17 protein-coding genes and 1 tRNA gene are annotated in these 16,766 nt (G+C 67.5%); 8 read left to right on the forward strand and 10 right to left on the reverse strand.

What is annotated here, in order from left to right:
- Positions 1–20: 20 nt before the first annotated feature.
- From JKJ07_RS23250 to JKJ07_RS23260, 3 genes are read left to right on the forward strand one after another with little or no spacing between them, the layout of a single operon-like run.
- Positions 21–1,271, forward strand: coding sequence for an MFS transporter (locus JKJ07_RS23250; protein WP_202993803.1), 1,251 nt, complete (start codon positions 21–23; stop codon positions 1,269–1,271).
- A gap of 7 nt (positions 1,272–1,278) precedes the next feature.
- Positions 1,279–2,922, forward strand: coding sequence for an ABC-F family ATP-binding cassette domain-containing protein (locus tag JKJ07_RS23255; RefSeq protein WP_202993804.1), 1,644 nt, complete (start codon positions 1,279–1,281; stop codon positions 2,920–2,922).
- 4 nt (positions 2,923–2,926) lie between these two features.
- On the forward strand, positions 2,927–4,264 hold the full coding sequence (locus JKJ07_RS23260) for a helix-turn-helix domain-containing protein (RefSeq protein WP_202993805.1): 1,338 nt from the start codon (positions 2,927–2,929) through the stop codon (positions 4,262–4,264).
- Here JKJ07_RS23260 and JKJ07_RS23265 read toward each other — a convergent pair.
- A complete protein-coding gene (locus JKJ07_RS23265) occupies positions 4,224–4,784 on the reverse strand; it encodes a response regulator transcription factor (RefSeq protein WP_202993806.1) in 561 nt (186 codons plus the stop codon). The genes JKJ07_RS23260 and JKJ07_RS23265 overlap by 41 nt on opposite strands.
- A 159-nt stretch (positions 4,785–4,943) precedes the next feature.
- Here JKJ07_RS23265 and JKJ07_RS23270 point away from each other — a divergent pair, with 159 nt between their 5' ends.
- On the forward strand, positions 4,944–5,657 hold the full coding sequence (locus tag JKJ07_RS23270; RefSeq protein WP_202993807.1) for a hypothetical protein: 714 nt from the start codon (positions 4,944–4,946) through the stop codon (positions 5,655–5,657).
- On the opposite strand, the gene JKJ07_RS23275 is transcribed toward JKJ07_RS23270, so the two are convergent.
- The 6 genes from JKJ07_RS23275 to JKJ07_RS23300 all read right to left on the reverse strand — a co-directional run bounded on the left by JKJ07_RS23275 (position 5,652) and on the right by JKJ07_RS23300 (position 9,321).
- Positions 5,652–6,473: a hypothetical protein gene (locus tag JKJ07_RS23275; protein WP_202993808.1), complete on the reverse strand. Its 822-nt coding sequence runs from the start codon at positions 6,471–6,473 to the stop codon at positions 5,652–5,654. The two genes, JKJ07_RS23270 and JKJ07_RS23275, sit on opposite strands and share 6 nt — an antisense overlap.
- Before the next feature lie 67 nt (positions 6,474–6,540).
- Entirely contained in the window at positions 6,541–7,236 is a 696-nt protein-coding gene (locus tag JKJ07_RS23280; protein WP_202993809.1) for a hypothetical protein, read from the reverse strand.
- Positions 7,233–7,781: a SigE family RNA polymerase sigma factor gene (locus tag JKJ07_RS23285; RefSeq protein ID WP_202993810.1), complete on the reverse strand. Its 549-nt coding sequence runs from the start codon at positions 7,779–7,781 to the stop codon at positions 7,233–7,235. Before JKJ07_RS23285 ends, JKJ07_RS23280 begins: the two co-directional genes overlap by 4 nt.
- A gap of 74 nt (positions 7,782–7,855) precedes the next feature.
- Positions 7,856–7,931 (reverse strand) — tRNA-Arg (locus JKJ07_RS23290).
- Positions 7,932–8,311: 380 nt separating this feature from the next.
- Positions 8,312–8,965 (reverse strand): nucleotidyl transferase AbiEii/AbiGii toxin family protein, encoded by a 654-nt coding sequence (locus JKJ07_RS23295; RefSeq protein WP_202993811.1) that lies wholly within the window; start codon positions 8,963–8,965, stop codon positions 8,312–8,314.
- Positions 8,966–8,967: 2 nt separating this feature from the next.
- Positions 8,968–9,321, reverse strand: a complete 354-nt coding sequence (locus tag JKJ07_RS23300; RefSeq protein ID WP_202993812.1) for a hypothetical protein — start codon at positions 9,319–9,321, stop codon at positions 8,968–8,970.
- Positions 9,322–10,164: 843 nt separating this feature from the next.
- On the opposite strand from JKJ07_RS23300, the gene JKJ07_RS23305 reads away from it, so the two are divergent.
- Complete coding sequence (locus tag JKJ07_RS23305; protein ID WP_202993813.1) at positions 10,165–11,049, forward strand: replication-relaxation family protein; 885 nt, start codon at positions 10,165–10,167, stop codon at positions 11,047–11,049.
- 383 nt (positions 11,050–11,432) lie between these two features.
- The gene (locus JKJ07_RS23310) at positions 11,433–12,218 is read left to right on the forward strand and encodes a DUF2637 domain-containing protein (RefSeq protein WP_268919238.1); all 786 of its coding nucleotides are present in this window, start codon (positions 11,433–11,435) and stop codon (positions 12,216–12,218) included.
- A 90-nt stretch (positions 12,219–12,308) separates the two neighbouring features.
- On the opposite strand, the gene JKJ07_RS23315 is transcribed toward JKJ07_RS23310, so the two are convergent.
- Both JKJ07_RS23315 and JKJ07_RS23320 read right to left on the reverse strand, forming a co-directional pair.
- The gene (locus JKJ07_RS23315) at positions 12,309–12,596 is read right to left on the reverse strand and encodes a BTAD domain-containing putative transcriptional regulator (RefSeq protein ID WP_202993815.1); all 288 of its coding nucleotides are present in this window, start codon (positions 12,594–12,596) and stop codon (positions 12,309–12,311) included.
- On the reverse strand, positions 12,589–13,032 hold the full coding sequence (locus tag JKJ07_RS23320; RefSeq protein ID WP_202993816.1) for a hypothetical protein: 444 nt from the start codon (positions 13,030–13,032) through the stop codon (positions 12,589–12,591). Before JKJ07_RS23320 ends, JKJ07_RS23315 begins: the two co-directional genes overlap by 8 nt.
- Between JKJ07_RS23320 and JKJ07_RS23325 the strand changes: the two genes are divergently transcribed.
- Positions 13,031–13,393, forward strand: a complete 363-nt coding sequence (locus tag JKJ07_RS23325; protein ID WP_202993817.1) for a helix-turn-helix domain-containing protein — start codon at positions 13,031–13,033, stop codon at positions 13,391–13,393. The two genes, JKJ07_RS23320 and JKJ07_RS23325, sit on opposite strands and share 2 nt — an antisense overlap.
- A gap of 300 nt (positions 13,394–13,693) precedes the next feature.
- On the opposite strand, the gene JKJ07_RS51200 is transcribed toward JKJ07_RS23325, so the two are convergent.
- Positions 13,694–13,822 (reverse strand): hypothetical protein, encoded by a 129-nt coding sequence (locus tag JKJ07_RS51200; protein ID WP_268919223.1) that lies wholly within the window; start codon positions 13,820–13,822, stop codon positions 13,694–13,696.
- A 293-nt stretch (positions 13,823–14,115) separates the two neighbouring features.
- On the opposite strand from JKJ07_RS51200, the gene JKJ07_RS23330 reads away from it, so the two are divergent.
- Positions 14,116–15,801 carry an N-6 DNA methylase gene (locus tag JKJ07_RS23330; protein WP_202993818.1) on the forward strand — a complete coding sequence of 562 codons (1,686 nt, stop codon included), beginning with the start codon at positions 14,116–14,118 and terminating at the stop codon, positions 15,799–15,801.
- Positions 15,802–16,766 lie beyond the last annotated feature (965 nt).

Genomic DNA, 16,766 nt, shown 5'->3' on the forward strand with positions numbered 1-16,766 from the left:
GAATGGGGCAGTACGGGCCGATGGTGACGAGTGAACTGCGGACACTGCTGCGCGACCGGCGCTTTGTGGCGTACTGGGCGGGCCAGGTCACCAGCGTGGTCGGCAACGCCCTGACACTGGTGGTCCTGCCCGCGCTGCTGCTGCCGCGCGGCACCGACGTCTTCGCCGTGGTGCTCGCGATCGAGGCGGCCGCCATGGGCGGGTTGCTGCTGCTCGGCGGCACCATCGCCGACCGGTATTCGCGCACCCTGGTGATGGCGGTGGCCGACGTGCTGCGGCTGATCGGCATCACCGGTTTCCTGCTGTTCGGGCTGGACGGCCCGCTCCCCGTGCTGTGGCTGGCCGCCGCGCTGACCGGCGCCGGGGCCGCCCTCTACGAGCCGGCCCACCGGGCGGCGCTGGCCCAGCTGGTCGACGAGCCGAACCGGCAGACCGCGCTCAGCCTGGAATCCGCCACCAAACGGATCGGTTCGTTGATCGGGGCGCTGCTGGCGGGGGTGCTGCTGGCCGCCGTGCCGGCTCAGCGCGCGCTCGCGGTCGACCTGGCCACCTTCGCCGTGTCGCTGGCCACCCTGCTCTGGCTGCGCCTGCCCGCCGTGCGGGTGCTCGCGGCAGGCACCGGATCGGCCTGGCGCGATCTGGTCGGCGAGACCCGGGCCGGCATCCGCGAGGTGGCCCGGCGGCCCTGGGTCGCCGTCCTGATGCTGCAGGGCACGGTGCAGGTGTTCTTCCTGTTCGCGCCGAACGCGATCCTCGTGCCGCTCGTCTCCCAGGAGCGTTACGGCCCGGGCGCGTACGCCTATGTCAGCGCGGCCACCCTGGTCGGTTCGGTGCTCGGGGCGCTCGCCGGTGGCCGCCTCCGCCCGGCGCGCCCCGGCTGGTGGGCCATGCACGCTCTCGCGCTGTGCACCTTGACCCCGCTGTTCCTGGCCATCGAGGTGCCGCTGTGGGCGTTGTGCCTGGCCGGGCTGGCCGGCTCGGCCGGGGTGGCCGTGTTCTTCATCCTCTGGTACGCCGCCCTGCAACGCGAGTTCCCCGACGAGATCCAGGGCCGGGTGTTCTCGGTGGAGTCGACGGCCAGCTTCGCCCTGCAGCCGATCGCCCTCGCGCTGGTCCCCGTGGTGGTCGGCCAGGCCGGGCTGGCTCCGGTGGCGGGCATCGCGGTTGTCGTGCTCCTGCTTTCCACGTACGGGGTCCTGGCCGTGCCCGGCGTGGCCCGGCTCGCCAGTTCCGACGTCCACGCCGCCACCCCCGTGCCCGCCGACCGCTAGGAGCCCAGTGACAAGCATCAGCTGCGTCGACGCGACTGTCCTCTATGGCGGCACGACGGTGCTCGACCACGTCACGATCGGCGTCGAGCAGGGTTCCCGTACGGGCGTCATCGGGCCCAACGGCGTGGGCAAGTCGACGCTGCTGCGGGTGCTGGCGGGCGAACTCGCCCCCGAGACCGGGCAGGTCGTGCGGCGTCCGGCGTCGGCCGGGGTGCTGTTCGTGCCGCAGGGGCGCGAGGTCCGGCCGGGCGAGACCGCGGCGCAGTACATCGCACGGCGCGCCGGGGTCACCGCCGTACGGGAGGAATTGGACCTTGCGACCGCGGCGCTCACCGACGGGAAACGCGGCGCCGACGACCTTTACGCGGAGGCCTTCGACCGGTGGCTCGCGTTCGGCGCGGCCGACTTCGACGACCGGATCGGGCCGTTGATGACCGACCTCGGCATCCTCGACCCCGAGCAACCGGCCGACCGGCTCTCCGGCGGGCAACTAGGCCGGCTCGCGCTCGCCTCCGTGCTGCTCGCGCAGCCCGAGATCCTGCTGCTGGACGAGCCGACCAACGACCTCGACACGGACGGGCTGCACCGGCTGGAGACGTACGTGACCGAGTCGCCGGCCGGGATCGTGCTGGTCAGCCACGACCGCGCGTTCCTGGCCGCGACCGTCGACCGGGTCGTCGAGCTGGACGAGTTCACCCGCACCGCGCACGAGTATCACGGCGGGTGGGACAGCTACGTGGCGGAACGGGCGGCGCGGCGGGCGGCGGCCGTACGGGCCCAGGAGGACTACGCCGACGAGCACCGCAAACTCACCGAGACCGCGCGCACCAAACGGGAATGGGCCCGGCAGGGCGAGTTGAAGGCGCTCAACCCGCGCCGCCAGCCCGACGGCGACAAGTTCCGCAAAGCTTCCGGCATCGCGAGCGCGCAGAACACCGGGTCCGCGGCCACCACCGCGCAACGCAAACTGTCCCGGCTCGAGGACTCCGCGCCCCCGGTCGTACGGGAACCGTGGCGGCTGCGGCTGAGCATCGCCGAGGCCCCCGCCGCGGGCCGGGTCGCCCTGGAACTGCGCGACGCCGTGATCACCCGGGGTGCCGTACGGCTGGGTCCGCTCACCCTGACGGTGCTCGGCGGCGAGCGGATCCGGTTCACCGGCCCCAACGGGATCGGCAAGACCACCCTGCTCAACGCGCTGCTCGGCCGGCTCGACCTGGACGAGGGCACCCGGATCGCCGCGCCCGCACTGATCGTCGGCGAGATCGACCAGACCCGTGGCCTGTTCACCGGCGGTCGCAGCGCCACCGACATCGTCTGCGCGGCCACGGCGCTCACCCCCACCGACGCCCGCACGCTGCTGGCCAAGTTCCGGCTCGGCGGCGACACCGCCCTGCGCCCGGCCGACCGGCTCACCGAGGGCGAACGGACCCGCGCCGGGCTGGCCGTGCTGCAAGCCCGCGCGGTCAACTGCGTGGTGCTCGACGAGCCGACCAACCACCTCGACATCGAAGCGGTCGAACAGGTGGAGGCGGCACTGGCCGAGTTCGGCGGCACCGTCCTGCTGGTCACGCACGACCGGTCCCTGGCCCGCGGCATCCGGGTCGACCGCACGGTGGACGTCGCCACCCTCTCCCACCGGCTCTACTCTTGAGCGGGTGGGGGCCTTGAACGACGGCATGGGCGAACGACTGCGCACCCTGCGGCTCGAGCGCGGGCTGAGCCAGACGACACTCGCCCGGTCGCTCGTGTCGGCCAGCTACATCTCCCTGATCGAGGCGGGTAAACGCATCCCCGAACGTGAGGTGCTGCACGAACTCGCGCGCCGATTGGGCACCAGCGTGGACTACCTCGAGACCGGCGTCGACACCGCCGCACTGCAGGAGCAGGAGCTGGCCGTACGGTATGCCGACCTCAGCCTGGCCAACGGGCAGACCGACGACGCGTTGCGCGCCTTTCGCGACCTGTCGAGCGCGGCGGTGCCGTCGGTGCGGTTCCGGGCCGGCTGGGGTGTCACCCGGGCGCTCGAACTGCGCGGCGAACTGCCGGAGGCGCTGGCCACGATCGAGCCGCTGATCACCGAGTCGCGGGCCGACCGGTTCGGCGAACCCACCCTGCTCGTGCTGCTCAACGCCCGCTGCCGGATGTACCGCGAGGCCGGCGACGTCGATCTGAGCATCACGTACGGGGAAGAAGCACTGGCCGAGGCCGCCCGGCTGGGCCTGCGCGGCACCGAGGACGAGGTGCGCCTGGCCACCACACTGGTCGGCTGCTACTGGGACCGCGGCGACCTGACCCGGGCCCGGCTGCTCAGCACCGAAGTGATCGACCGCGCCGAACAACACGGCACGCACCGGGCCAAAGGTTCGGCCTACTGGAACGCCAGCCTGGTGGCCGAGGCCGAGGGTCGCCGGCAGCTCGCGATCACGCTGGCCGAACGCGCGCTGGGCCTGCTCGGCGAGACGATGGAGGAACACGGCCTGGCCCGGCTGCGGATGGTGCTGGGCTGGCTGCTGCTGCGCACCGACCCGCCGGACCTCGACCGAGCCTCGGCGCTGCTGACGAAGGCGCGCACAACCCTGGCCGAGGTGGGCGCGGACGTGGACCTGGCCCGCTGCGACCTGCACCTGGCCCGCCTGCAGCTGATGCGCGGCGCCTACGACGAGTCACTCAGCCGGATCGCGCAGGCTTTCCCCTCGCTCGACTCGCTACCCGTCGACCGGGCGCGAGCCCACCTGCTGCGCGGCCGCGCGCTGATCGCTCAAGGCCTGGCCGGCGAGGACGACCTCCGTACGGCGGAAAATCTGATCGCCGGCGCCCATGACCGCCGCCGGGTCGCGGAACTGTGGCGTGAACTCGCCGAAACCTGGGAGTCCGTGGGCGAGCCGACGCGGGCGCTGGCCGCCTACCGCGCACTGGCCGACAGCCTCGGCGTCGTGTCGTGGCCCACGCCCGTCAGGCGGCCATCCGCGCATACGTCAACGCCGCCCGGGTGAGGTCGGCCTTGTTGCCCGCGCCGAGCTTCGAGCGGGCCCGCTTCACGTACGTGTCCACCGTGTGCTTGCTGATCAGCAGCCGCCGCCCGATCTGCTCATGCGTCAATCCCTGCGCGACCAGCTCCACGATCGACTGCTCCCGCGGCGAAAGCACCGGCACCGCACGGGGGCCGGCCGGCTTCGCCACCTGCCGCACAGCATCGATGAAACTCTGCGGATGCTCCCGCTTGTGCAGGAACGCAGACGCCCCCGCCGCCAACCCCGCCGCAACGGTCCGCGGGTCATCCACGGCCGAGATCAGCAGAACCGGCACCTGCGGGGCCAGCTTCCGGACAGCCGGAAAACACGGCACGTCGTCGGCGAGGTGCAGATCGAGCAGCAACACATCGAGCTCGTCCGCCTTCACCCCGTCCACATCGGAGGCAGTGACCACGACGCTGATGTCGAGAGCAACCTCCAGAGCGCTACGCAACCCGAGCAACGCAAGCGGATGATCGTCGACAATCCCGACCCGAATCACAGCATTCTCCTCCCGAAGGTGCCAAAAGCATAACTAGCCGCCATGACTAACAGTCAACGCACGAGTCATGGCCTAGGGGCCAGGCTCCACCCCTCGGGGCTCGGGTGCCGGCCGCCGCCGACCTCGACAGGATCTGAGCGCTCCGGTCATCCTGGTCCGGTGTTGAGCGACCGTGATCGCACCCTGCTGGCTCCCCACGTCGCCCTGCTGCGGCGCGCCCGGCACGACCTGGCTGCCGCCGAGGCGGAACTGGCCGAGGCCGAGCGCGATCAGGCCGACTCGACCACGCTTACCGATTGGCGGGACCGGCTGTTCGGTGGCGTGTTGAGTGTCGACGAAGGACGCGCCCGGCAATATCGGCGCTCACGGAAGACGCGCAATGCCGCTGCCAAGGTGCGCGACGAAGCGCGAGTCCAGTACGAGAAGTACGCCGAACGGGTCGATTCGCTTCTGGAGCCGATGCTGCTGGAGGACGCCGGCTATCGGGCCCGGGTGGACGCCGTACGGGCGGCCGACAAAGCACTCAAAGCCTGCCAGGACATGCGCTTCCGGATTGTGTCCACCCTGGCTCAGCCCACGCAGAAACAGCAGCAGAACTGGCATGAGGCCGAGTTCGGGCGGCAGCGGTTCGCCGAGATGGTCGCGGCTCTCCAGCAGGACGCGCCCCGCGTACGCCGGTTGGTCGAACGCGCCGGAATGGACAGCCCGGCGCTGGACACGAGCGGGCTGCGCTCGACCGGACCCGCCGCCGATCAGGCGCTACGCGGATTGCAGCGGCAGCTCGACACGCTCATCAAAGAGGCCACCGAGTGGCGTTCCGCGGTCGAACGAAATCGGCTCGCCGTGCTGCGCGCCGCCCACGATTCCCTATGAGACCACCCTGCGGGCCAGGGCAATGACAAAAGGCGATCTCCCTGTACGCCATACCTGCCGTTCCTCGTACGGCCAGGCGTACACGGGACAACCGTCGCGGCACAATGCGGCCAGTTCCGGCTCGTCGAGGTCGACGGCGGCGTGCTCGTAAAGGCGGGCGAGTCGCGGCACGATCACGCCGTAGTCGACAATCCGCGACAGATAGTTCTCGTCCGCCAGCACCTTCTCGATGCTCACCTTGCCCAGCGGATAGACGTCCGGCAGTACGTCTTTGAGCGAGAGGAACAGGTCGGCGCCGCGACGACGGGGGTCACCGAGCAGACTGCCGAGCACCGACAGGCGGCCCAGCGCGAGCTTGGGGCGTACGAGAAGGCAATGCGCATAAAGCACCCGGAGCAGCGCGACATCCATGAAGAACCGCTCGAGCTGCCCTTCCCCGGCCACGAGATCGCGGTGCCGCAGATAGCCCGCGACAATGCTCGAGTTGTGCGCGCGATACCAGCGCTCGGGCGACGGATCGCGCAAAAAAGCGCACCAGAAAGCGACACTTCGACTGCTCGGTTCGCCATCGTTCAGCAGCTGAGCCTCGGCCGCGTCCCGCAGCAGTGATTCGTTCACGGCCCGCCACCAGGGGCTGCCGCCCTCAGCCCGCAGCACGCCGCAGCGGATCTGCCAGCGCATAAAGGCAACTTCGGCCCTTCTGTACGCCCGGAGGCCGCGCTGCTCGTAGAACGCGGACGCCAGTCGCAGCCGTTGCGCGGGATCGTCACGCGCCGCGGCGACAAGCTCGGCCGCCCGCTCACTCGCCTCGGTCATGATGCAGGGACCGTAACGTGAACAGGCCCGCGACGTCTCCGCCGCGGGCCCGCCTTTTTCGAGGGGGTCAGCCGACGCCCTGAACGGCGTCCTTGTGCACGTGAACTCCGGCGCCCAGCTCGACGATCTGGGACTCCGTCAGGCCCAGACCCTGCCAGACCTGAACGAGCAGGTATATGCCGTTCGGCTGCTCGACCCAGAGCGTCCAGCCGCTGTCACCGGATTTGTCGGCCGGTTCCATGCCCTTGAGCAGGACACCGTTCTTGTCGCCGACCTTGACCGCCTTGCCCTCACGACCCGGGCCGCTCTGGTCCTTCGACTCGAGCATGATCGCGATCTTGTCGACGAACGAGTCCTCGTTGTAGACCGGGTCCGCCGACGGGTTGACATCCGGCCCCGGGTTCTTCGCCTTCTCGGGCGCGATCGTCAGGTAGCCCTGCTCGCTGGCCTGGACGAACCAGCCGTCCGGCACCTTGTCGACGGTGAAGCCCTTCGGCTGCTCACCCTTGTACGCGACGAGTTGCACGCTCGCGACGGTCGCGGTGCCCTTGTCGGCAGGCACGGTCGGCGCGCCCGTGCTCGTGGCAACCGCGATCGCGGCGGTCAGCGCGGCAACGCCGAACGCCGACCCGGCACACGCCTGCACGGCCCGGCGGCGGCGCAGGGCCCGGCGCCCCCGGGCCAGGTCGGCCTCGGCCTGCTTGCTGTCAACGGCGTGCATCGGCCCGGCGATCTCCTCGAAGTGGTCACGCAGGTCGTTCATGGGGTGGCTCCCTGGCTGGAGAAGGTGGGTTGCGCCTGGTGCAGCGCGGCACGGAGACGATCCAGACCCCGGGCGGTCTGACTCTTGACGTTGCCCTCCGAGCAGCTCAGCGCGTCCGCCGTGGCTGCCACATCGAGGTCGTAGAAGTAGCGGAAGACAACCGCCGCCCGCATCTTGGGCGGCAGCTCGCGAAGCGCCTGCTTCACGGCCTCACCGGCGGGGCCAGCGCCGGAAGACGTATCGCTGGGGACGTCGGGGAGCACAGCCATGGTCTGCTCCCGGCGCCGCCAGATCCGCCGCTTCTCGTCGATCAACGCGTTGACCAGCACACGACGCACATACCCGTCCGGGTTGTCCGCGCGTTGGAATGCCGGCCAGGCGACATACAGCTTCGTCAGGGCCGCCTGAACGAGATCCTCGGCCAGGTGGGTGTCACCGGCCGTCAGCAGGGTCGCCGTGTGGAGAAGGCGAGGTCGCCGGCTGACCACGAACGCGTGGAACTGCTCGTCTCGCTCGGACCCACCCGAGCCGCTGTCTCGTCTCACACCCCGATGACGATCAGCGGCGGGCTCAGGTTGCATCGCCCCATGATGGGTTCCGCCGACAACCCGGACTGCGGTGGTGCCCCCGGTAGGAATCGAACCTACGACACACGGTTTAGGAAACCGATGCTCTATCCCCTGAGCTACGAGGGCCTGCGGCCCATATCGTACCTACCAGGGCGTTCCCGGGAGTGCCCGGGCGTCCCATCGAGTGCCCAGTGGTGCCACCTGATCGATCACTTGGGTCCCGTCGCTGGTCGGAGCGCGTACGGAGCAAACCCCGGGCGCACGCGACCCGGCGTGCCCGGCGGTGACCACGGATGCCCAGCGCTGACGGTGGGTGCTATTCGCTCCCCGAGCACGTCCGGAGTACTCGCGGCGACTTCTGAGCTGCGGAAACATCTTCGGCGGTCGACTTGATGGTCGCGCGAGGTCAGGCGATGGTTCGTGCCACCGGTACCGCGCGGTGCGCCTCCTGCGGCAGCGTCGCCGGGCACCTCGCGCACGAGGTGCCCGGCGCGTGGCCCCGTTCGCTACGACGAATCGGTCGCCAGCTGACCCCGCCACTCCTCGAATCGTTTCCGCATGGCGGCGATGTGATCAGGGGTTGCCTCGTAGGCCGCGAAGCGTCGATCTGGGTAGCGGTGCAGCATGGCGAGCAGGTCGGCGAAGATCCGCCGGTCGAACCCGGCATCGGCTTCCTCAGCCAGCTCGAGCAGCCGTTCGCGGGTGAAATAACCGGTCATAATGGCGGCGTCGACGTCGAGGAAATCACGCGGCTCGGCCCGAGTGAACAGCGCAGACACCTTCCCGGCGACGACGTCGTCCATGTGAAGAACCGGACCGACGTCCATCACCACCGGCGGCAAGGAGCGCCAGTTCGCGGCCAACTCGACCTTGTAAGGCCGCTCGGGTTCGGCCGGGTCGGTGACGGCGAGCTGGGCGAAGGTCTCGAATTGCCGAACGATGTCGACGGCGTAACCGGCCGCGCGGTATCCGTCGATGACGGCGTCCACCGCTGCCGTGAACTCACCCCGGCGGTCCCAGGCTGTGAAAAGGTCAATGTCTTCGCTCGGACGGTCAAGGATGCCGTGCGCTTGGACTGCGTACCCGCCGGCCAGTGCGAAGCCGTAACGGCCGGCCACTCGGAGCCCGATCTCCGCGAGCCGGAGGTGGCTTGGATCCATGGTCAGCCGGCGAGTGCCTGTGGCGGCGTGGCCAGTTCCGAGAAGCGGGCCTGCCACAGCGCCCGCAATCGGGCAGGAAGCCACAGAGAAGGCCATACCCGGCGCAGAACATCGGCATCGAGCCAGCGATTGAGGTCCTCGGCGCTGGCCGCTTGGTTCAGGACGGTCTGGTACATCACCTGGAGGTCGCCGGGATCATCAAGGTCGTAGGTGCTGTCGCCGGACCAATCCAGTGATCGATCGAGAGTGACTTGGCCGCCGGTCGGCCCGTGCAGATCGGCAAGGTGCGACGGCACGACGTAATGCCGTTGGTCCACATACCGCGAACCGCGCGGCGGCCGGTCGATCGTTGCCATCTGTTCCACCTCCTGAGCCGATGATACGGCCAGGAGTTCCTAGCGGGTCTCGTCTGGCCGGCGCCGCGGCAGCGTCGCCGGGCACCTCGCGCACGAGGTGCCCGGCGCGTGGCTTTCCGCCACGCCGGCGTGCCGACCTCGGCGACGACTGGAGCGTTCGTCGCACTATTGGTACGAACGGTCCATGTCGAGGTCTACTGGGCTGCTGGCCGCAGCGGACGAGCGTGAGGCCAACTCGTTAGACCGGGGTGGCCCACACTGACCTCCGCACTTCGTGCACGTGCCCAGGTGAAGGCCACTTGAGTCTTCAAGATTCTGACAAAGAGTCTCGGCCGTCTCACCGCTTAACGCCCGAAATGCGTGCTTAGTAATGCTCAGGCATCCGCCGTTCGGCTGATTCTCGCGTCGAGGTGTTCGCAGCAGCTGACAAGAAGCGGTTTGGGGGTGTCGGCGGATAGCGGCTGCTTCGGGATCCGCCCGGCGCGGCCCACCCGTAGCCGACGCGGTCCACGCCATTGCCGCGGCCTTTTCGTGCTCACGTCGCTCGTGAGCGCACGCTGCGCGACGTCGTTCCGCTTAGCGACCCGCCTTCCACCCAGCCATCGAACTCTGGAGCCTTTGTGTCCGCACCTGTAACGACATCGAGCCTTGCACCCTCTTTCTCCCTGACGGGCCATCTCGGCTTGCCGTCCACTCGGAACCGCTGCTTGTCCTCCCTGTTGACCTCCGTTGGGAAACGGACCCATGAGCATGTCTTACAGCGCAGCGCAGTGCGTCTTTCCCGTAACGCAGCCGTCCCGCGACAGACCCTCCAGTCTGGGTCTCTCCCCCGGGGACGACGCCATGGTTAGGCCATCGCGGTACGTCGATCCCGTCCTACGCGTGCAGTCGCAGATCACTGACCGGGACTGCGTCCTGCTCGACTGGCTTGCCGAGCATGATGTGCTGACCACGGTGCAGATCGCGCAGGCGTTGTTCCCGTCGCTGGACTACGCGCAGGAACGGCTGCGCACCCTGGTCGGTCTTCGGGTGCTGGAACGGTTCCGGCCGAATCGGGCCGGCGGCGGCTCGTTCCCGTATCACTATGTCATCGCCCAGCTGGGTTTGGAGGTCGCCGCTGCGCAACGCGGCGAGCGCCTTGAGCGCGGCTACCGCGACCGGGCCCGGCGGCGCCGCTGGCAGTTGACCAACCGCGCGAACCTGGCGCACCTGGTGGGCGTCAACGGCTTCTTCACCGCCCTGGCCGGTCACGCCCGCACCCGGCCCGGCTGCGACCTGGCGCGGTGGTGGTCGGCCCGGCAGTGCCAGCAGATGGGCGCCTTCGCCGGCGAGGGCGCCGACGTCACCGAACGTACCTACATCCCGAGTTCGCGGCCCGACGGACACGGAATCTGGATCGAGGACGGCTCAGAGACTCCCTTCTTGCTTGAGTACGACACCGGCACCGAACGGCCGCTCTCCCGCCTGGTCGACAAGATCGGCGGATACGAGGAGTTCGCCGATGTCACCGGGCGGGTGTGGCCGGTGCTGTTCTGGCTGCCCAGCCCGGTCCGGGAGCGCCACCTGCACGAGGAACTGACCGATGCCGGCGTGTGCTACCCCGTGGTCACCGCGACCCACGACGCGGGCAACCCCGCCGATGCGGTGTGGTGGCTGCACCGCCGATCGGGGCAACGCCTGCGTCTGGCCGAACTGCACGGCCACAACCTGATAGCCGTCGCACGGTAAACCCCTCACCGGCTTCCCGCAGTGACAGCCACCGACAAGACCTTTCCGTGCCGGGTGACAGACGGCGCCCTCTGTCACCACGCGTACGGCCGCGGTGGTGACAGATGCGGACGCTATCGTCGCGCCCCCGTCACACCGTTGCCAGTACGCCGACTGGTCGCGCCCGTCCGGGCTCCGCTTTCATCCATATCGACCAAAGGACCCACAGCCATGAAGTCCTGCCAGCATTTGCAAACGCCCGCCTTCGCGTCCCGGCATGTCCCCCACGAGAACCGTCGTGAACGTCCTCCGGCGCGTACGGCACGGGCCGGTCCGCGGGAGGTGTTCCCGTAGTAACGAGTCGTTCGCCGGACCGAACCGTCCGCGGCAACCGCGCCGAGGGCCTGGCCCAGATTCTGATCATGCTCGCGATCGGCACAGCCGCCGGAGCCGCGAGCTTCACCCACGTCCACAACGTCGCCGCCAGCCACAGGCAGCCGGGCTGGCTCGCCTGGGCCGACGCCATCGTCCTCGAGTTGATGTCGATCGCCTCCGGCCTGGAACTACGCCGCCGGCGACGCGAGCACACCTCCATCCGTTTCCCCGCCACGGTGCTGGGCTGCGCGGTCGTGCTGTCACTCGCGGCACAGGTCGTCGAAGCCGAACCGTCGCCGATCGGGTGGACGGCCGCCGCCATCCCGGCACTGGGTTTCCTGGTCATGGTCAAGGTCGCGCTCGGCCATGCCGGCGGACCGTCCGCCCCGACGGTCGACGATCCCGCGGTCCGCGCTGAACTCGCGGTCCGCCCCGCCAACGCGCCCTCGGCCCGCGATGCAGCAGACCCAGATCAGCGGTCCGCACCGGTCCGGCGCCGGTCCCGCGGACCGTCCGCAGATGTTGAGGACCTGCGGACCGTGCTGCCTGCCGCCCGGGCGGTCAGAGATCAGCTTGCCGTCGCGGAGGAACCGCTGACCCGTGGCGCGCTCGCTCGCCACCTGCGAGCTGGCGGTAACAGCGTCTCCAACTCCAAGGCCTCCGCGCTGCTCAAGACGCTCAGGTCCGAACGGGAGCCGCCACCGACCCGCCAGCATCCTGGCAGCGGCCAGAGCCGGCCGCCAAGAAGCCCACGCCAGCGCAGTCATCACGACGCTGACGTGAATCTCCGACAGGAAGGAGGTGATACATCCTGACAACGCCTCCAACACTTCAACGCTGAACGGGGCTACTGCCCTGCTGTCACAAGCAGGACAGCCCCGTCCCGATCGCGGACAAACCGCTGCTCACCGCTTCGCCGTGAAACCCTTCAGTATGACGGTGAGCCGCTCGTCGTGCGGATGGTGCTGGCGGCCCTCTTCCAGCACCGCCCGCGCGGGGCCGGCCAGGATGTCGGCGAGGGTGACCACCGCGTCGACGTACTCCTGGCGTATGAGGTACCGATACCCGGACAGCCACAGGTACCCAGCACCGTCGGCGAATGGTCCGGTATAGGCGTCCACCGCCTGGCGCAACGCCGCGGTCTGCGCGTGCTGGTCGGGTGCGGCCGCGGCGTCCACGACGGCGTCAAGCATCGTCCACAGGTCGACGTCGAACCCGGCCCGGTCCAGCACGTACTCGTGCTGTCGCACTTTCAGGTAGCTGCCGTCGCCGCCGAGGCCGGGTGAAGACCTGACGCAGGTTGTACGTGTAGGTGTGCATCCGCTCCACGGCCTTGCGCCGGGACGGCTCGGGCATCAGGTCCTCGAGGATGACTTCCTGGTGCGCGCTGCCGCCGCGCGCGATCAGATACGTCAAGAACTCCAGGACGTTCTTGCGGACATGCACATCCCCGGGAACATCCAGAATCTCCGGCCTCCCAAGCGCCCGCACCCTGATCACCGCGCGGGAACCACCACCGGCGCCGATCCCATCGAGCAGGCGTTCCGGACGGCCGAGCACTGGAAGCGTACGGGCGTCCGGCCAGGAATCCACATCACCGGCATTCCGATCGCCGTCCCGATCACGCATGAGCTGGAAGGTAACGCATCAACTACCAAAGCAGGGACGTCAATACGTAAGCGCCAACCCGCCGTCACAACTGGGAGTAATCCTGACCGATCGTCGCCGCACCCGCACACCCGCCGGCTCTGAACCGCTCACCGATTCACCGTCGGACATCGAGGACCTGGAGGCACTCGGCGTCACCACCGACGTGGTCACCGCCGGAAGGTTCCTCGGTATCTCCCGCAACACCGCCTACCGGCTGGCCCGCCGCGGAGAGTTCCCGCTACCGCTCATCCGCGTTGGCGCCCAGTACCGCGTACCCACCGCAGCCCTGATCGCCGCCCTCGGTGCGCGACCAGGAGCGCCAGGAACCGAAGCCTCGTAGCCGCCCCGCCAAGACGACTTGATCAATGTTAGGAGCAGAGCGTGAATGACCAGCGAACACCGAAAAACCGTTGCACACCAACCCTTACACGCTGGGAGCGTCCACCTCGTGGCCACCGATACCCCGTTCAAAGTCTGCCGTTGCATGCACCGCGAACGCGGGTCACCTGCGCGGATGCGGTTCTCGATGTTCGTACCGATGGTCAATAACCGCATCGCGGCCAGGTCGACCAACTCGACTGGAGTGATTGGCGCACCGTACGCGTCGGCCAGCAGCCGCAGCCGTCCTACGCGGTCGGGCTCAGCGTCCCAGCCCACACCCGGCCAGCGCCTCGCTCGGGTGAAACGGCACGAACTGATGCGCGACGTACGCCAGATCCCAGGTCCGGGAGGTCGGGGCGACGAAGTCCCAGTCGATAGGGCCCGTCACCTGTTCACCGTCGAAGGTGATGCTGGTCTGTCACTGTTATCTCGTGGTCGACGCCGGTGAGTGAAGGCGGGCAAGGGCTCGCACGTCTATCACCGAACCGCATCTGGGGTGCATTAGGCGACCTCGACGCGCCATGTGAATCGCGCCGTAGGCAGCGTGGGCGCTGTGGCCGTCCGACGGCCTGTGGCCGTCCGACGGCCCATCCGTTGGCGTACGAGTCGTAGCCAGATCGTGACAACGCCGCTGGGCGAGGCAGCGCGCGGCATGCCCCGCCGGCTGACTATGATGGCCGGGTGATCCGGCCGGGAGATAGTCCAGCGTCAAGGAAAGACCGCGGTGCTTTCTTTACGCCTGCCGCTATAGCAGACTATCTCGCCGAGTGGGCGGTTGCAGGCGATAAAGACGCTCGCATTCTTGATCCCACGTGCGGAGAAGCGGTATTCCTCCTGGCAGCCGGCCGCAAGTTGAGAAAAGCGGGAGCCGAGAGCACAGAATTCGGCGAACTCTTGTATGGCTTCGATTTGCATCAAACGTCGCTGGATTGGTCGAAATCCCTCCTCGAGGAGGAAGATCTAGACGCGCAGCTCAAAGAAGCGAACTTCTTTGACGTGCCCACTCCCACCCAGTTGGGCGCGCCAGTTCCGCTGATGGATGCGGTCATTGGGAATCCCCCGTTTGTGCGATACCAAAAACATGGGTCTGAAGCTCAAGCGAAAGCCAGGAGGGCTGCGCTTCAACAGGGAGTGCGCCTTTCAGGGCTCACATCCTCATGGGCACCTCTGCTGATCCACGCCTGCGCTTTCCTAAAGCCGCAAGGGCGGCTCGCTATGGTGCTTCCGGCAGAGCTGCTCACGGTGGGCTATGCGGAGCCCATTCGTGTATGGCTCAGGCAACGGTTCGAGCAGGTCCACCTAGTCCTATTCGAACGCCTTCAATTCGATGACGCGACAGAGAAGGTCGTGTTGGTCCTCGCTTCGGGGCATGGCGGATGTGATGCTTTCTCGCTGTATTACCTTGACGATGCGGAAGATCTGAGTCGGGTGCGCCCGATGACGAACCTCAGCGTTACCCCTGCTGGCAGCGGCAAGTGGACAGACCTTCTGTTGCCAAACCGACAAAGGCAACTGTTCAAGCAAATCAGCGATGAACATCTGGTTCCGCTGTCAAGCTACGGCAGTCCTGAGCTCGGAACCGTTACTGGTGGCAACTCTTTCTTCACCTTGAATCAAGACGTGGCCGATCAATTCGGCCTGTCAGAGGACGCAGGTCATCTGCGAAAGGTCTGCCCGCCAGGAACCAAGCATCTCAAGGGCCTTACGTTCTCGCTTGCTCAGTGGAAGAAGCTTCGGGAGGCCGGCGAGCCGGTGTGGCTCCTTCATCCGGATCCAGATGACCGCTCCCCGGAGCTCATGGCTTACGTCCGCTACGGCGAGGAACTTAAGGTCAACGAGGCTTATAAATGTAAAATTAGGACACCTTGGTGGCGGCCTCCCGTAGTGGCCCCGCCCGACCTCTTCTTTACCTACATGAGCCACAGATATCCGAGGATGTTTACAAACTCTATCGGGTCAACCTTTCTCAACTCCATGCACGGTATCCGACTGCGAGGAGACGTGCCGTCTCCTACCAGGTTCGCGCTTCCCTTGTTAGCTTTCAACAGCGCAACCATGCTCGGAGCCGAAATCTTCGGACGCTCGTATGGCGGCGGGATCCTCAAGATGGAGCCCCGTGAGGCGGCAGTGTTGCCGGTTCCAAAGCCAAAGGCGTTGGAGCAAGCGTGGGCTTTGCTTGTAGACAGCAAAAGTAGGCTCGACACTCAGCTACGTGACGGCCGATGGACCAACGTGGTGAAGCGTGTGGATGAGGCGCTTCTTGTGCACGTCCTAGGGCTGTCCGCCAAGGAAGTAGCCGAGATTCAGGACGCCGCGAAGACGCTTCGAGCGCGCAGGATGGGTTCCGAAGGTGTTGTTGGCGACTGAGTAAAGCTATGGTCGCTTGTGAGTGGACGCGGCCGACGGCCTCCTATCCGGCACGGAGGGCGATCACCGCGTGACTGCGCTGGAAGATGAAGTAGGCCACCCCGGCGACCTGCGGAACGCGCTGAAGCAGAGAGTCCAGAACGAGGCCACAACGCGGTTTACTGCGGTGCAAGACGAATTCCTGTCCATACTCTGGTGTCTCGATCGCTACCGGGTGGAGGGCGTCACGCCGCGAAGTATGGGTCGTAGTGGCGCGAACGCGGGTCGACGCCTCGAAGCGGTATACCGGTCTAAAGGGCAGTGGTGGGCAGACCTAGTAGCCCTCCTTCTCGAAAACCGGAGTTCGTCGATCCTTGCTTCGCGGGCACGCGTCCAAGGGTTCTCGCAAGACCATCGTATCGATGTGGCATGGCCAGCCCGCGGTGGAACTACCGAAGATCCACGCATCTGCCTGGTGACCCGGATGAGTGGAGCACCAGAACCAAAGACAACGCCGGCGCGAGAGGCTATGACCGACTGGCCGAACCGACGTAAATAACTCAAATTCGCAGCAACTGACCTCAAGTTGGCGCAACAACCGAGATCGGCGCTATGGGCACTTGGGAGAAATGGCGGCGGTCACACCCGCCAAAAGTCTTCTTCCTTTGGGGAGCACGTCTCGATTCACGCGACCTTCCGACCACGATTTCGCGTGGGGTGCAAGCCCTTAGCGCGACATATATCGACGGCACCGGGGTGTGTGCGTACTAAATCCGCCCTACCGGTGGCGGGTACAAAGTCGCGCATGCGCCGGAACCATCAGGCTTGATGACGGTCGACGAGGTGCTTGACCGGTCGGCCTCGCCATGAGCGCGCTCACTGGACACGGCAGGACGCCGTCAGCTGCATCAAGCGTATGAGAGGTAACAGTTGACACTTCCCGTCTGCTCGCCGACGGGTCGGGCGACGAGGATGAAGCGAACGCG

Source organism: Paractinoplanes lichenicola, assembly GCF_016785085.1.
In the GTDB taxonomy this organism is placed as follows: Bacteria; Actinomycetota; Actinomycetes; order Mycobacteriales; family Micromonosporaceae; genus Actinoplanes; species Actinoplanes lichenicola.

Coding starts and splice junctions, on each gene's coding strand:
- JKJ07_RS23250 (WP_202993803.1), top strand. CDS start 21: ATGGTGACGAGTGAACTGCGGACACTGCTGCGCGACCGGCGCTTTGTG.
- JKJ07_RS23275 (WP_202993808.1), bottom strand. CDS start 6,473: ATGACCGAGGCGAGTGAGCGGGCGGCCGAGCTTGTCGCCGCGGCGCGT.
- JKJ07_RS23280 (WP_202993809.1), bottom strand. CDS start 7,236: ATGAACGACCTGCGTGACCACTTCGAGGAGATCGCCGGGCCGATGCAC.
- JKJ07_RS23295 (WP_202993811.1), bottom strand. CDS start 8,965: ATGGATCCAAGCCACCTCCGGCTCGCGGAGATCGGGCTCCGAGTGGCC.
- JKJ07_RS23300 (WP_202993812.1), bottom strand. CDS start 9,321: ATGGCAACGATCGACCGGCCGCCGCGCGGTTCGCGGTATGTGGACCAA.
- JKJ07_RS23305 (WP_202993813.1), top strand. CDS start 10,165: ATGGTTAGGCCATCGCGGTACGTCGATCCCGTCCTACGCGTGCAGTCG.
- JKJ07_RS23315 (WP_202993815.1), bottom strand. CDS start 12,596: ATGCTTGACGCCGTCGTGGACGCCGCGGCCGCACCCGACCAGCACGCG.
- JKJ07_RS23325 (WP_202993817.1), top strand. CDS start 13,031: ATGAGCTGGAAGGTAACGCATCAACTACCAAAGCAGGGACGTCAATAC.
- JKJ07_RS23320 (WP_202993816.1), bottom strand. CDS start 13,032: ATGCGTGATCGGGACGGCGATCGGAATGCCGGTGATGTGGATTCCTGG.